Source organism: Sphingomonas sp. PL-96, from assembly GCF_020707215.1.
Classification (GTDB): domain Bacteria; phylum Pseudomonadota; class Alphaproteobacteria; order Sphingomonadales; family Sphingomonadaceae; genus Sphingomonas.
The window spans coordinates 34,487-47,838 of the sequence record NZ_JAJFET010000011.1 but is presented as its reverse complement, the minus strand read 5'-3'; the positions used below and the strand labels follow the sequence as shown (position 1 = coordinate 47,838).

Annotated in this window: 13 protein-coding genes; 5 read left to right on the top strand and 8 right to left on the bottom strand. The window is 64.6% G+C overall.

Annotation, left to right across the window (positions count from 1 at the left end; genetic code table 11):
- Positions 1 to 3 precede the first annotated feature (3 nt).
- Both rfbB and rfbC read right to left on the bottom strand, forming a co-directional pair.
- On the bottom strand, positions 4 to 1,056 hold the full coding sequence (gene rfbB, locus LK533_RS16215) for a dTDP-glucose 4,6-dehydratase (protein WP_229364119.1): 1,053 nt from the start codon (positions 1,054 to 1,056) through the stop codon (positions 4 to 6).
- An 11-nt stretch (positions 1,057 to 1,067) separates the two neighbouring features.
- Positions 1,068 to 1,634, bottom strand: coding sequence for a dTDP-4-dehydrorhamnose 3,5-epimerase (rfbC, locus tag LK533_RS16210; RefSeq protein ID WP_229364118.1), 567 nt, complete (start codon positions 1,632 to 1,634; stop codon positions 1,068 to 1,070).
- Positions 1,635 to 1,892: 258 nt separating this feature from the next.
- Between rfbC and parA the strand changes: the two genes are divergently transcribed.
- The 4 genes from parA (at position 1,893) to LK533_RS16190 (ending at position 4,924) form a co-directional block, all read left to right on the top strand.
- Positions 1,893 to 2,546 (top strand): ParA family partition ATPase, encoded by a 654-nt coding sequence (gene parA / locus LK533_RS16205; protein ID WP_229364117.1) that lies wholly within the window; start codon positions 1,893 to 1,895, stop codon positions 2,544 to 2,546.
- Positions 2,546 to 2,812 (top strand): ribbon-helix-helix domain-containing protein, encoded by a 267-nt coding sequence (locus LK533_RS16200; protein WP_229364116.1) that lies wholly within the window; start codon positions 2,546 to 2,548, stop codon positions 2,810 to 2,812. The genes parA and LK533_RS16200 overlap by 1 nt, the downstream gene beginning before the upstream one ends.
- A gap of 201 nt (positions 2,813 to 3,013) precedes the next feature.
- Complete coding sequence (locus tag LK533_RS16195) at positions 3,014 to 3,730, top strand: SGNH/GDSL hydrolase family protein (protein WP_229364115.1); 717 nt, start codon at positions 3,014 to 3,016, stop codon at positions 3,728 to 3,730.
- Positions 3,731 to 3,862: 132 nt separating this feature from the next.
- Positions 3,863 to 4,924, top strand: a complete 1,062-nt coding sequence (locus tag LK533_RS16190; protein ID WP_229364114.1) for an acyltransferase family protein — start codon at positions 3,863 to 3,865, stop codon at positions 4,922 to 4,924.
- A gap of 66 nt (positions 4,925 to 4,990) precedes the next feature.
- Here LK533_RS16190 and LK533_RS16185 read toward each other — a convergent pair whose 3' ends face one another.
- On the bottom strand, positions 4,991 to 6,007 hold the full coding sequence (locus LK533_RS16185; protein ID WP_229364113.1) for a glycosyltransferase: 1,017 nt from the start codon (positions 6,005 to 6,007) through the stop codon (positions 4,991 to 4,993).
- 273 nt (positions 6,008 to 6,280) lie between these two features.
- On the opposite strand from LK533_RS16185, the gene LK533_RS16180 reads away from it, so the two are divergent.
- Complete coding sequence (locus tag LK533_RS16180; protein ID WP_229364112.1) at positions 6,281 to 7,402, top strand: acyltransferase family protein; 1,122 nt, start codon at positions 6,281 to 6,283, stop codon at positions 7,400 to 7,402.
- A gap of 27 nt (positions 7,403 to 7,429) precedes the next feature.
- Here LK533_RS16180 and LK533_RS16175 read toward each other — a convergent pair whose 3' ends face one another.
- The 5 genes from LK533_RS16175 to LK533_RS16155 form a co-directional block, all read right to left on the bottom strand.
- The gene (locus tag LK533_RS16175; protein WP_229364111.1) at positions 7,430 to 8,494 is read right to left on the bottom strand and encodes a family 43 glycosylhydrolase; all 1,065 of its coding nucleotides are present in this window, start codon (positions 8,492 to 8,494) and stop codon (positions 7,430 to 7,432) included.
- A gap of 4 nt (positions 8,495 to 8,498) precedes the next feature.
- A complete protein-coding gene (locus tag LK533_RS16170; RefSeq protein ID WP_229364110.1) occupies positions 8,499 to 9,461 on the bottom strand; it encodes a glycosyltransferase family 2 protein in 963 nt (320 codons plus the stop codon).
- Positions 9,458 to 10,558: a UDP-galactopyranose mutase gene (gene glf / locus LK533_RS16165; protein ID WP_229364109.1), complete on the bottom strand. Its 1,101-nt coding sequence runs from the start codon at positions 10,556 to 10,558 to the stop codon at positions 9,458 to 9,460. The genes LK533_RS16170 and glf overlap by 4 nt, the downstream gene beginning before the upstream one ends.
- Before the next feature lie 321 nt (positions 10,559 to 10,879).
- Positions 10,880 to 11,719: a helix-turn-helix domain-containing protein gene (locus LK533_RS16160; RefSeq protein WP_229364108.1), complete on the bottom strand. Its 840-nt coding sequence runs from the start codon at positions 11,717 to 11,719 to the stop codon at positions 10,880 to 10,882.
- 393 nt (positions 11,720 to 12,112) lie between these two features.
- Complete coding sequence (locus tag LK533_RS16155) at positions 12,113 to 13,096, bottom strand: replication initiator protein A (protein ID WP_229364107.1); 984 nt, start codon at positions 13,094 to 13,096, stop codon at positions 12,113 to 12,115.
- Between the last annotated feature and the right edge of the window lie 256 nt (positions 13,097 to 13,352).

The window sequence follows — 13,352 nt, the reverse complement described above, 5'->3', positions numbered from 1 at the left end:
GCTTCAGGCCGCGATGCCGCGCCGCTCGGACGCTTTGGCTTCCACCAGCGGACGCCACCAGCCCTCGTTGGCGAGGTACCAGGCGACGGTCTTCTCGATGCCGGTCTCGAACGTCTCGGCCGGGTGCCAGCCAAGCTCCTGGTTGATTCGCGAGGCATCAATCGCATAGCGCTTGTCATGGCCCGGACGGTCGGCGACCGAGGTGATCTGCTCGGCATAGCTCTTGCCGTCACCGCGCGGGCGCAGCCGGTCGAGGATCGCGCAGACGGTGCGCACCACCTCGATGTTCTGCTTCTCGTTGAAGCCGCCGACATTGTAGGTGCGGCCGATCTCGCCTTGCTCGAACACCACCTGCAGCGCGCGGACATGGTCCTCGACGAACAGCCAGTCGCGCACCTGGTCGCCCTTGCCGTAGACTGGCAGCGGTTCGCCGGCGAGCGCCTTGGCGATCATCAGCGGTACGAGCTTCTCGGGGAAGTGATAGGGGCCATAGTTGTTCGAGCAGTTGGTGATCAGCACCGGCAGGCCATAGGTATGGCCCCAGGCCGACACGAGATGGTCCGACCCGGCCTTGGACGCCGAATAGGGCGAGCGCGGGTCATAGGGGGTTTCCTCGGTGAACAAGCCGGTGTCGCCGAGCGAACCGTACACTTCGTCGGTCGAGATATGGTGGAAGCGGAACGCCGCCTTCGCGTCTCCCTCCAGCCCCTGCCAATAGGTGCGGGCTTCCGACAGCATCACGAAGGTGCCGACGACGTTGGTCTGCACAAACGCGCCCGGCCCGTCGATCGAGCGGTCGACATGGCTCTCGGCCGCAAGATGGGTGACGACGTCGGGCCGGAACTCGGCGATCGCGGCGCGTACCGCCTCGGCATCGCAGATGTCGCCCTGGACGAAGCGATAGCGGTTGGAGTTCGCCACCCGCTCCACGGTCGACAGCGACCCCGCATAGGTCAGCTTGTCGAAGTTCAGCACCTCATGCTCGGTGTTGTCGATCAGGTGCCGGACCAGGGCCGAACCGATGAAGCCGGCGCCGCCGGTGACGAAGATGCGCATGGGTCTGACTCTCAGGAAAGCGGCGCCAGCGGGCGGCCGTCATAGGGAAAGGGGCTGTCGAAATTGGCGAGCAGGGGCTGGACCTTGTCCTTGGCGCTGAGCTCCGGCTGCGTTCCTTCGGGCATCGGCCATACGATGCCGACCGCCGGATCGTCCCAGCGGATGCCGCCGTCACACTCGGGCGAATAGGTGTCCGAGCATTTGTAGGTGACCTCGCAATCCTCCTCGAGCGTCACAAAGCCGTGCGCGAAGCCGATCGGAATGAACAGCTGGTGGCCGTTCTCGGCCGACAGCTCCGCGCCGACCCACTCGCCATAGGTCGGCGACCCTTTGCGCACGTCGACGGCGACATCGAAGATCCGCCCGCGCGCACAGCGCACCAGCTTGTCCTGGCCATGCGGCGGCACCTGGAAGTGCAGGCCGCGCAGCGTGAACTGCGGCTTGGACAGCGAATGATTGTCCTGCACGAACCGGCAGGAGATGCCGAGCGCTGCAAAGGCCGGCTCCGAATAGACTTCGGTGAACCAACCGCGGGCATCGCCGAAGCGCTTGGGTCGGATAAGCTGGACGGGGGACAAGAGGTGCCTTTCTGACCGTGCGGGATGGCAGTCCTATAGCGTTGCTGCGCTGCAAACTGGTACTGAAAACATGATCTGACACGTCGACACGCGGAAGCTGAGCGAAATGACCTTGCCGTGTCGACACGCTGACACGTTGCAAATTCGAGTATGTGCACGGTCGCTCGACTGATTGGCGTTGCCGGCTGCCCTTTGCTGGGGCAAGAAGTCTAAACGTCGACCAGTCGCGACGCATACATGTAGACAGGTATAGTTGTTATGGCGGTAGTGGCGGTGATCAGCCAGAAGGGAGGGGCGGGCAAGACGACGCTTGCGCTCCATCTTGCGGCGGCAGCGCATGAGGCGGGGCGAGTTGCCCTGGTGGTCGACACCGACCCACAAGCGACGGCGAGCCAATGGGCCGCATGGCGCCAGGACCGGCCGCCCGAGGTGATCGACAGCCCGCCACCCCGGCTCGCCGCCAAGGTCACCCAGGCAGCAGGGCAGGGCGCCGAGCTGATCGTGATCGACACGCCCCCGCATGCTGACAGCGCCGCACGTGCCGCGGTCGAGCTGGCCGACCTAGTGTTGATCCCGTGCCGGCCGAGCGCCTTTGACCTCGCCGCCATCCAGACCACCGCCAAGCTCGTGCAGCTCCTCAAGAAGCCGGCCTTTGTGGTGTTCACCGCCGGCTCCCCCAACGCCCCGCGCCTCTATGCCGAGGTGGGCGAGCTCGTGACGGGCTATGGCACCCCGCCGTGCCCGGTGGCCCTTCCCGATCGGGCGGCGTACCGCCACGCCAGTGCCGAAGGCCTGAGCGTGCTCGAGACCGAGCCGACCGGGCGCGCGGCAGAGGAAATCCGCCAACTCTATGACTGGGCATGCCGACAGGTCGGCCTGTCGACACGTCGAACCGCACGAAAGGCCCGCTGATGAGCCGTAAGCCCTCTTTTGCCAACCTCCGCGACCGCACCGCGCCGGCTGCGGCCGCCCCCACACCGGCGGCCGCACCGGCCGAGGCGCCCGCCGGGCCACCGAGCCGTCAGGGTCGCAAGCAGATCGCCGGCTTCTTCTCCCCGGAAATGTCGTTTGCGATGCACATGCTGGCGCGGCGGCAGGGGAGGAGCCTCCAGGCGCTGATGGCCGAGGCGTTCAACGACGTGCTGAGAAAGCATGGCGAAAGCCCTATCGGCGATTGAGGGCAGGGGGGTTCCACTGGCCGGAGTTGCTTGCTCTCCGAACCGGTGTCGCACGAACTGGCCAAGGATGCGGTCAACGCTTAGGAAGCAATCGGCTTCAAGAGGGCACAGCAATCGATGCGGATCCGATCAGCGTTCAACCGATCTCGCCGGCTCCTGGGATGCGTCGGCGCCTGCCTGTTGCTCGGTGCGTGCGGATTGGTGTCCGGCGACAGCAACGAGACGAGCACGATTCCAGCGACTGCCCTGCTTGGCGAAGCGAACGCGACGCCGGCGGCGCGCCGCGCAACCGAAAAGCCGAGCGGCATCCCGGCTACGCATGGCGTGATCGTCCAAGCGGGCGACAGCATCGGCGTCGGGCTCGGTGCGGACAACTGGGCCGCGATCGAGCATCTTGGCCTGCCTAAGGGCATCGCCATCCACAACGTCAGCGTCAGCGGCCAATGGATGCTGACCGGCCTGGGTCAGCGCGACAAGGACCTGTTCCCCTTCCGCGACAAGGAGCATACGTCGGTCCTGCTCATCCAGCAGGGCACCAACGACCTGTTCGGCGGCAGCACGGCCGCCCATCTCTACGGCAACATCCTCAAGCCGTTCGTGTCGCTGTCGCAGGCCGCCGGTTTCTACGTCGCGGTGAACACGGTGCTGCCACGCAGAGATTCAGGCTGGATGTTGGACCCCGCGCATGAGCAGCAGCGCCTGGAATATAATCAACTGGTCCGCGCCAACAGCATCGGTGCCGACGCCGTGATCGACGTCGCCGCCGATCCCGAGATTGGGGACCGTTCCGATCCCGGTACCTCACCTCATTATGCCGATGGAGTCCACCTGCGGCAGTCCGGACAGGAACGCCTCGCAAAGATGTACGTCAAGCCACTGGGACTGCTGCTGCAATATCCGCCGCGCACCCCGCGCTAGCAGAGTCGCTCCCCCATAAGGCGTCGGGCATATCTCCATGCCCGATATTGCGTCGGGTGAGATCTCGATCGGGCATGCCAATTCCGTAATCGAGTCGTTACAGAAGTTTAGTATTTCTGCAATAAAGCCGGAATGGCAGATCGCGTTTATGGGCTCGACACGTACCGAGCTACACTCCTCCTTATCGGCCCATTGATCCATTCTGGCCCTGCCGTGGCAGCGGAATTACACCTCGGAACCGATCTATATGGCGCTATGTTCCGCGCCAGTGCGCTTTTTCGGATGCCCGTCTTCTTCTTCATCGCCGGTTTTCTGGCGTCGCACGCTCAGAACAAGAAGATTGGATGGATTCGGCGCCGGCTTACTCAACTTTGCGTACCTTTTCTAAGCACTTGGATTTTGCTGGTGCTGCCGATGCAGTACTTCAAGGTCAATGTGTTCGGTCATGGCGGATACAACCCTGTCCATCTCTGGTTTCTGATGGACTTGGCTCTGTTCTCTTGGGTTTTCAGCCGGCCATCCGTGGTAGAGATAATCAACACACTCTGCGCGGTGGCGGGCGCGAAAACCGTTTTGACTAGCTTTTTAATGTTGAGCGGCCTACTTTCTGCATCACGCTATCCTGTTGCTCATATCGATGTTGATGTATGGACATCCAATTTCCTGCAGTCCCCTGCGGTTGCGATCTATTATTTGGGAGGGATGGTCGTTCAGAAACACGCCGACCTGCTTCGGCTCATCCGGCGCAAACCCGTGGCGTGGGGAGGAGTCGTGCTGTTCTTGATCGCCTTTTTGGTGATCGAAAGCCTCCAGGGATATCTTCTTCCGCAGCAGCATCGCTTGCTGAAGCTGGCGATCGCCGGGGCTTCCGGAGTTGTCGCCGCAGGCATGTGCTGTTCCGTCATGGCGTCCGCGATTGCCATGCACTGGCGGCCGCGCTTCCTGTCCCGGCTTAGCCGGGCCTCCTATTCCATTTATCTCCTGCACCTGCCCGTCATCGGCATCGCCGCGCCCCTGCTGATCAGCAATCGCCTGAGCGTGGCGGGCAACTTCGTGATGTTGGCCGCCACCTCCTTCGGGGTAAGCTGGCTGCTGCACGAACTGTTGATACGGCGGTTTGCGGTGCTGCACTTTCTCTTCAACGGCGTGGTCCCGCATTCCGAACCGGAACAGGCGCAGCCGGCAAAGGCGTGATCCGCGCCGCGCGCGCTCGCAGATAGGGCAGGTGTCCTTGTCGCCGGCCGGCGACGGCTCGGCCAGTCAGGGCAGCTGGTAGCGCGGGTTGATCGAGAGCCGTCCCGCCAGTCCATCGGCCACCGCTTCCCGGACGAGCTCGAAACGTTCGGGATGGCCGCTGCGGCGCGCATAAAAGCTGACCAGGCCGAGATAGACGAGCCGGTTGATCCCGAACATCAGCCGGCTGCGACGGCGGAACCGGGATTCGAAATAGGCGGCGTTGCGCGTCGAATAATAGGTCCGGAACGCGCTGGAGCCGGCCACCAGACCGCTGAAGCGGTTGGCGAGCTGCACCGTGGGGTTCCAGGAAATCTCCAGGTCCTCGATCCGCGCCGCGGTGACGACGACGATGCGGCCGCCGCCGCGCGTCACTCGCCACATGAACTCGGTGTCGTCGCCATATTGGTAGAAGTCGAGCAGCGGCAGGCCGAACCTCGCCACCACCGCGCGGTGGAACAGCGAGCCGCCATAAGGGGTCACGTCGACACGCACGCGTTCGGGCGCCTGCCCCGAAGGGCGCCCGAATGGGGTGCGGCGCCACAATTTGTACGCAAGGTCGCGGACGTGGAACCCGCCAAAGCTGTCCCAGCGGATCTTGAGGTGCTGCTCGGGAACGCCGGCCAGCACATCGGCATGATGCTCGTCGCGGACCGCGGTCACCACCAGGCAATCGGCCCCGACCTGTTCCCGCTCCTCGTGCCAAGCCGCCACCAGCGCGGCGAGGCTGCCGGGGGCGGGCCGGTTGTCGTCGTCGAGCAGCCAGATCAGATCGGCGTCCAGCTCGATCGCGCGTTCCATGCCGCGGGCATAGCCCAGCGCACAGCCGCGATTGCCGCCCATGGCGACGACGTTCACAAAGTCGCCGAAGCGCGCCGCCAAGCGCTCGACCAGCGGCCAGGTAGCGCCATTGTCGATCACCACCGCCTGGGCGACGCCTTCTTCCTGCAGGCGCTCAAGCACCGCCTCCAGCATCGTCGCACGGTCGCGATAGGTGGCGAGCACCGCCACGATGCGCTGGGACTGTTCCGTAGGGACCATCATCGAAGTTCCGGAGTTTGCCGTGCCGCGACCGGCGCACCCTGCGCCGCCCGGCCGGATGCTGCCCCTGGCGCCCTTGCCGCCTGGCTGGCGAGAACGGGGCAGGGGCGGGCCCGCGGCTTCGCCGTACGTGAGGTCATGCCCTCTCCATGATCGCGAACCGTGGCCGGCACAAGCCTCGAGATCGCTTCCGCAAAGGCCCACGCGCCGCGCTTGAGCAGGCTGCCGGCATCGCCTAGGGCACGACGCGCGGGTGAGGGGGATGAACCAATGTTGTTGAAGCGGGATATGCTGGCGCTGAAGCTGGAATCCGACCGCATGATCTATCTCGATCTGCTGCGGATCGCCTCATCCTATTTGATCATCCTCTATCACTTCCAGAACCAGATGAGCCTCGGGCAATATGCCGATGCCGTGCGCGCCCGGTTCGAAGGCCTGACCCTCTCGGTAGACCTGTTCTTCTTCATCTCCGGCTTTGTCATCAGCTCGGTTTATTCCGGCCGGGTCTCCAGCGCCGGCGACTTCGGACAGTTCATGTGGAAGCGCGCGGCCCGCATCCTTCCGCTGCACTGGGCGACCTTTGCCGTCTTCGCCGCCTTCGGCATCCTCAACGCCATGGGGCACCTGCCGAGCAATCACCCGGAGATCTACGATCCGCGGTGCGTGGCCCCGAACCTGCTACTGCTGCACGCATTCGGACCCTGCTCCTCGCTAACCTTCAACTATGTGAGCTGGTCGATCAGCGCGGAAATGGGCATGTACCTGCTCTTTCCGGTACTGGCAGCCATCGCGGCGCGGCGGAGCCTGTCGCTGCTGATCGTAGCTGCGACGATCGTGCTGCTGACGGTAGTGTCCAACCAGTCGGGTTGGTCGTGGCTCGAATGGTCGTTCGACCTGGGCGTGCTGCGCGCCCTGCCGACGTTCCTGCTAGGCGTGATCAGCTTCCGGTATCGCACCTTGCTGGGCCGCATCCCCTGGGCTTCCGGTTGGCTGCTGGTCGCGTTGCTGGTGTTTCTGGCCGGATGCCTGTTGCAATGTCCCAAGCTGCTGCTGCTGCCGCTGGTTTATGCCATCGGCGCCCTGGGGATCGCCGCCTCCGAACAGCCCGCCTCGCGCACCGCGCGCCGGCTCGCGCCGCTCGGTCAGCTCACCTATTCGCTCTACATGCTGCACCCGCTGGTCCAGACCGTGCTGCTGACGGGCGTCGGCGCGACGTTCCTGAAGCTGCAGGGCGTGACCATGACTCTGTTCGTGGTCGCGGGGATGGTGCTGATGCTGCCGGTCGCCTGGCTGTCGCTGGTGCTGTTCGAGCGGCCGGCGCGCCGCTGGCTGACGCAGTGGCTGGGCAAGCGAGGCCGCGCCGAGCCGGCAATGTTCACCCCGGATTCGCGCTGGTAGGATCGCCGGACGCGCGGCGATCCGGGCTCAGCGAGGCGCGCGCTGGCCGTTCGCTTCGCCGCTTGGTCCCGCCAGCTGCTCCTTCGGCCCCGATGGCCGCTGGAAGACGGGCTTGCCGTCCGCCCCAAAGCTGAACGGCGCGATCCAGGTGCCGCGGTTGGACGTGCAGCCCATGCTCGGTCCGGGATTGGCGTGGAACACGATCCAGTTCTGTTTGCCGTCCGGCGACGTGAAGAAGCCGTTGTGCCCGGTCCCGAATACCCCGACCCCGGGTCCCGGATCCTTGGTGAGGACGGGGCTGGGTGCCTTGGTCCAGGCACGCGGGTTCATCGGGTCGGACCCGGCCGGGGCGGACAACAGGCCGACCGCATAGTCGTCGCTGGTGCAGGCGCTCGCCGAATAGGTCAGGAACAGCTCGCCCTTGGGTCCCGCCAGGAACTCGGGCGCCTCGTTGATCGGATAGATCTGGCGTTCCCAATCCTTGTCGGCCGTCGAGATCACCACCTCGGGTCCGACCAGCGTCCAGGGATTGGCCAGACGCGCAATCACGAGCCGGCTCTCGGAGCCGAGCTGGTGCGAATAGACGAAGTAGTGTTTGCCGCGATAGGCGAACACCGTCGCGTCGATCGCCGAATGGTTGGTGTTGACGCGGCCTCTGTCGATCCAGCGGCCCTGCGTGGGATCGGGACCATCATTCTCCAGCACAAAGATGCCGCGGTGGAGATTGTCGTCAAATCCGCTGGGGGCAGCGGTGTAATAGATAAACCACTTTCCGCCGATCCGGTGCAGTTCGGGCGCCCAGATCGAAAGCGCGTTGCGGCCGGTGGCAGGCGGGGTCCACACCGTCACCTCGGGCGCATCGGCGACCCGGGTGATGTCCTGTGTCTTACGGATGGTCAGCCGGTCGCCGCGCGTGACCATGAGGTAATAGGTCTTGCCGTCCCGTGCGACCCAGGGGTCGGGCCCGGAGGGCAGGACGGGATTGGTGAAGCTCTGGGCCCCGGCACCGCTTGCGGCCAACAGGGTGACTGTACAGGCAAGCGCACGCGCCCAGCGGGCTGTCCGCCCTTGCGGGCGCTTTCCGAACATCATGAAATCAGCGCTTCAACAGCTGCTTCGGCCTGTCGTTGCGAAAGCGGCCGGACCACCCGTCGCGCAGCGCGGCATTCCAGAAGCGAATTCGCTTCCACTTCTGGTCGTCATAGGCGACCACCTCGAGCAACTGGCGTGCGTGGCGGGAGATCAGCCGCAGATAGTTGAGCGACACACCCTCTTTCCGCGTCAGCCAGGTGATGTTGCGGTAGCCGTAATAGGCGAGCCACAGGCCCTCATATTTGGGCCGCTGCGCTTCCTTCTTCAGAAACGCCTTGGTTTCGAACCGGTTGTTGTTGCGCGCTTCTTTGTGCGCAATCTTGGCATCCATCACCAGCAGGACTGGGCCGACCTGGCGCGCGCGCTGGACATACTCATAGTCATCATAGTGGATGAAAAATTCGGAGATCGGCAGCCCGATCCGGTCGATCGTGCGCCGCGGAAACAGCGGGCCGACGAACGAGGCGTGGGTGATTTCCAGCGTCTCGCGCCCGGCCGTCTCGCTTGGGTCGAGCGGGCGCACCACGCCCGCGATCGCGCCATCGACGCGCATACCACGGTGGGGCTCGACATATTCGTCGGCCCAGGCGCCATCGGTGACCATCGGCGCAAGCCCGGACACGTCCTCGCGCACGAAATAGGGAACCATCTTCGCCATTGCGTCGATGGCCGGCTCGGCATCATCGTCCATCAGCCAGAGCCAGTCATGGCCCTCGTCATAGGCGGCCTTCATGCCCGCGTAGAAGCCGCCGGCGCCGCCGGTGTTGTTCTCGAGCCGCAGGTAGCGCAGGCCGGGTGCGTCCAGCAGCCCTTCCGCCTGCAGCAGCTCGCCCGTTCCGTCGGTGCTGGCATTGTCCACCACCAGGATCCGGTCGAGCGGCCTGGTCTGGCCCAGCAACGCGCGAAGGCACTCCACCAGGAGTGCCTTGCGGTTGAACGTCACAACAACGGCGGCGATGCTGCTCACGTGCGGGGCTTCAGAAGTCCATCCGCGGTCGCCAGTGCGGCGGCCACGACCTGGTCCATGTTGTAGTAGCGATACTGCGCCAGGCGGCCGACAAAGGTCACCTTCTCCTCGGCGTCCGCCAGTTCCTGATAGCGCTTGAACAGCGCCTCGTTCTCCGGCCGCGGGATCGGGTAGAAGGGGTCACCTTCAGCCTGCGGATATTCGCGTACCACCGAGGTGCCTGCCGCCTTTTGGCCGGTCAGATGCTTGAACTCGGTGATGCGGGTGAATTCTTCGGTGTTCGGATAGTTGACCGTGCCCACCGCCTGGACCTGCTCCACGTCGGCGAGATGCTCGTGGCGGAATTCGAGCGAGCGGTACGGCAGCTTGCCGAAGCGGCAGTCGTAAAAGGCGTCGACCGGCCCCGAGTAGACCATGTGGTCATATTCGACGCTGTCCTTGATGTCGGCAAGGTCGGTGCCGACGCGGACTTCGATGTTCGGGTGGTCGAGCATCCGCTCGAACATGCGCGTATAGCCCTCGGCGGGCATGAACTGGAAGCTGTCGGCGAAATAGCGGTCGTCGTCGTTGGTGCGCGTCGGGATGCGCGCGGCGACGCCGGCGGAGAGCTCGGACAGGTCGAGCCCCCATTGCTTGGCGGTATAGCCGCGGAAGAACTTGTCGCACAGGTCCGGGCCGACCGACGACAGCACCACGTCCTCGCTGGTGCGGATCGGCTCGCGCGGTACGCGCACGTCTTCGATGTACTTGCGCACGCCCTCTTCGTCGAGGTTGAGGCCGTAGAGCTTGTTGATGGTGGTGCGGTTGATCGGGATCGGCACCAGATCGCCATCGACCTCGGCCAGCACGCGATGCTCATAGAAGCGCCAGTCGGTGAACTGGCTCAGATATTCGAACACCCGCTTGGCGTTAGTGTGGAAGATGTGCGGCCCATAGGGATGGACAAGGATGCCGTGCTCGTCCTTCTCGTCATAGGCGTTGCCGCCGATATGCGGGCGCCGGTCAATCAGCAGGACCGTATGTCCCGCGTTCGCCAATCGCTCTGCGCAGACCGACCCGGCGAAACCGGCGCCTACGATGAGATAATCAAAGTTCATAAGCCTCGTGTCGAAAGAGAGGAAACAATCGGCAGGCACGGCCATATCTCGGCAGCACGGAACGGGGGACCACTGGCCTTAGGGATAAGGGATGTCAACGCGCCGGAAATGTAGGTCCGAGGTGCTTCGGTCAGGCGTTGTACCCAAAGATAGGCCCGGATTTATGACATGATCCGTCCCTGAAACTGCCTGCGGTGCAAAGGCGCGATGCCCCATCCGCCTGCTCCCGTCGGGGAGCATTGCGGCGGCGGAGCCGACGCGCCCGAATGTTAGGCGGGTATTTCGTTGGATGGCGTGCGTGGCGTTGTGTCTGTCTTGTCCTCAGGTACGCCGTCGACCGGCTAGGTCGGCGACTGCTGATTTCTTGAAATAAGAGTCTAGGAGTGGTTCCGGATGGTTTTGAGACTCGCGCTCCTGACCATCGATCCGCGCACCGAGCTTGGCGAGCACCTTGCCGAGTGCACCGCCAACCGTGACCTCGGCCAGCTCGCAGCACGTCAGCTGGGCGCGCATCGTTGCCTGCTCCTCGGCGCGCAACGCAGCCTGGTGCACGACATCGTCGGGCAGCGGCGCCGGACGCAGCCAGCGCGGCAGATGCGCCAGCAGCCGCTGGGGCAGGGTAGGGCGATAGGCGTTGGAGGTCTGCTCGTAGCGCGGGCCCGGCCCGTCGCCCGCAACCCGCTGGAAACGACGCTGGCGAACCAGGAAGCCGGCATGCTCCAGGATGTGCAGCGCCCGCGCGATCGTGGCGCGGCCGAGCGCGGTGGCAGCGGCGAGATGGTCGTAGCTCGGATAGACGCGGCCGCGGTTGAGGCGCGCGAGCGTCAGCAGTTCCTCATACACCCGCACCGCGCCCGCGGTCATGCCCGCGATCGCGCGCTCGGCCGCCGACAGCTCACGCCCTTCGACCCGCACCGCGCGCTTGAGCCGGCGGCCGGCGTCGAGCGCCGCGCGCGCCATGCGCAGCAGCCGGTCGGTCTCGCCCTTGGCCGGCACCGCAAAGAACTGTTCCTCGAAACTGCCCGCCTCGACGCTGTCGCGCAGCACCGGCGCGCCGGTGCGGTGGACCCCGCCCGAGCGCGCGGGCTTGCGACGCGCGGTGCCGCCGCCGAAGCTGCCAAGCGCCAGCGCCGTCGCTTCCCCCAGGGTAAACGCCGTCATCTTCCATCCCCTCACCGGGGCTGGGACCGAGACAAAAAGAGGGCGTGGCGCGAAACGCGCATCCTTGAACCGGAGTTCGAACAGGCGTATCTGGAGGAGGTAGTTAGCGACCTCGGGTCGACGTTTGGCGACGTCGCTCCATCAAACCTGGGATGCCCGGCCTCGTGCCGGGCGTTTCTTTATGGGGTCACAGCCGCTTTCCGTTTCCGTGGTCGGCACCAGCGCCGACCTTCTTGCGATTCTCGCAGCAAAACTGCCGCGTCGGAAGGGTTTACGGTTCGTGCTTTCGAGTAGGAAAGCCCAAAAAAGTTCGTGCTTTCGAGTAGGAAATGCCCGCGAGATTCGTGCTTTCGGGTAGGAAATCGCCGGTGACTTCGTGCTTTCGAGTAAGAATTACTCGGCGGGCTCCGCGGTCGTCAGCGCCGATGCGGCCGGTGATTCGGGCTTCGGATCCAGCGGCAGTTCGGGCAGGCGCGGGGTAATGACGACGCGCAACGGATTGGACTTACGCCCGCGCCGCGCCGGTTCGACCGCACCCACGGTTTCCACCAGCTCGAGCTGATAGTCCGGGATCGCATTGGTCCCGGCGATCTGCTTGAGCGCGTTGCGGAAGTTCGCCAGCGGGTTCTGATAGCCGATCTGTAGGCGGAAGGTGGCGAGGTCGACCTCCATCCGCTCGCCGTCGCAGGTGGAGCGCGCTACTTCATAGATCCGCCGCTCAATCGGGCCGAGCTGGAAATAGGCGTGCGCATAGTTGAGCACCTGCCGATCGCGCAAAATCGCGCGGAACAGCCAGTCGCAAAGCCGGACCTTGACTGCCTTCAACCGCCGCTCGCCGCTGCGCGTCTTGGAGTAATGGAGCCGGGCTTCCGACAGCCACGAGAAAAAGCCTTCCTCGCCTTCGCCACCGGCTTCGATGTTGGTCTTGATTTGGGTGCCCTGCAGCCGTTCCAGGGCCTCAGACAGCCGGCCGTAGGAACGCGCCGAATGATTGCTACCGGTAACCGTGAACAGGTCGTGCGCGGTGAAGATAAAGTCCTGCGCCACGTCTTCGCCCGCCTCGATCTTCGCCGCCATCAGGCTGGCGATATAAAGGACGATTTCCTTGTCATAGATGGTCGCGACCCCGCTGGCACTGGGCCGAACCTCGATCGAGACGCTCTCGGTGTTGTAGGCGAGCGGCTTCATCCACGCGTTCTTGGCGAGCGCGAAGAAGGGGAAGGCCATCAGCGACCGCTCACCGCGGATCTCGCCGTGCAGTGGGCTGTCGAGCAGGAACAGCTCGCCCTGGGGCACCGCCCTGTTTTTAGGCTGCAGCTTGCTCCTGGGCTGGGGCTTGCCGCCTTTGGCGCGCGGGGCGGGGGGCGTCTTGGTCATGAGCTATTTCTACTCGAAAGCACGAATCTGCACACCCCTATGCGGGACCGGCAGAGGGAGGAGGCCCGGCACGGCCCACGCTATTCGTGCTTTCGAGTAGAAATAGCCTGATCGCGTGAAATCCGGTTTCTTCAGATTCCGAGAACTGCCGCTTTCCGCATCCAGTCATCCAACTGCGTAGATCGACGGCCTTGCTTCTATACCCCTCAGGGGCGTGGCGCCGGTGTACCGGAGGGGGCGCTACATTGGTCGCTTT

Bases quoted from the DNA above. Each gene is read 5' to 3' on its own strand.
- rfbB (WP_229364119.1), bottom strand. From the start codon at position 1,056: ATGCGCATCTTCGTCACCGGCGGCGCCGGCTTCATCGGTTCGGCCCTG.
- parA (WP_229364117.1), top strand. From the start codon at position 1,893: ATGGCGGTAGTGGCGGTGATCAGCCAGAAGGGAGGGGCGGGCAAGACG.
- LK533_RS16200 (WP_229364116.1), top strand. From the start codon at position 2,546: ATGAGCCGTAAGCCCTCTTTTGCCAACCTCCGCGACCGCACCGCGCCG.
- LK533_RS16190 (WP_229364114.1), top strand. From the start codon at position 3,863: ATGGCAGATCGCGTTTATGGGCTCGACACGTACCGAGCTACACTCCTC.
- LK533_RS16185 (WP_229364113.1), bottom strand. From the start codon at position 6,007: ATGATGGTCCCTACGGAACAGTCCCAGCGCATCGTGGCGGTGCTCGCC.
- LK533_RS16175 (WP_229364111.1), bottom strand. From the start codon at position 8,494: ATGATGTTCGGAAAGCGCCCGCAAGGGCGGACAGCCCGCTGGGCGCGT.
- glf (WP_229364109.1), bottom strand. From the start codon at position 10,558: ATGAACTTTGATTATCTCATCGTAGGCGCCGGTTTCGCCGGGTCGGTC.
- LK533_RS16160 (WP_229364108.1), bottom strand. From the start codon at position 11,719: ATGACGGCGTTTACCCTGGGGGAAGCGACGGCGCTGGCGCTTGGCAGC.
- LK533_RS16155 (WP_229364107.1), bottom strand. From the start codon at position 13,096: ATGACCAAGACGCCCCCCGCCCCGCGCGCCAAAGGCGGCAAGCCCCAG.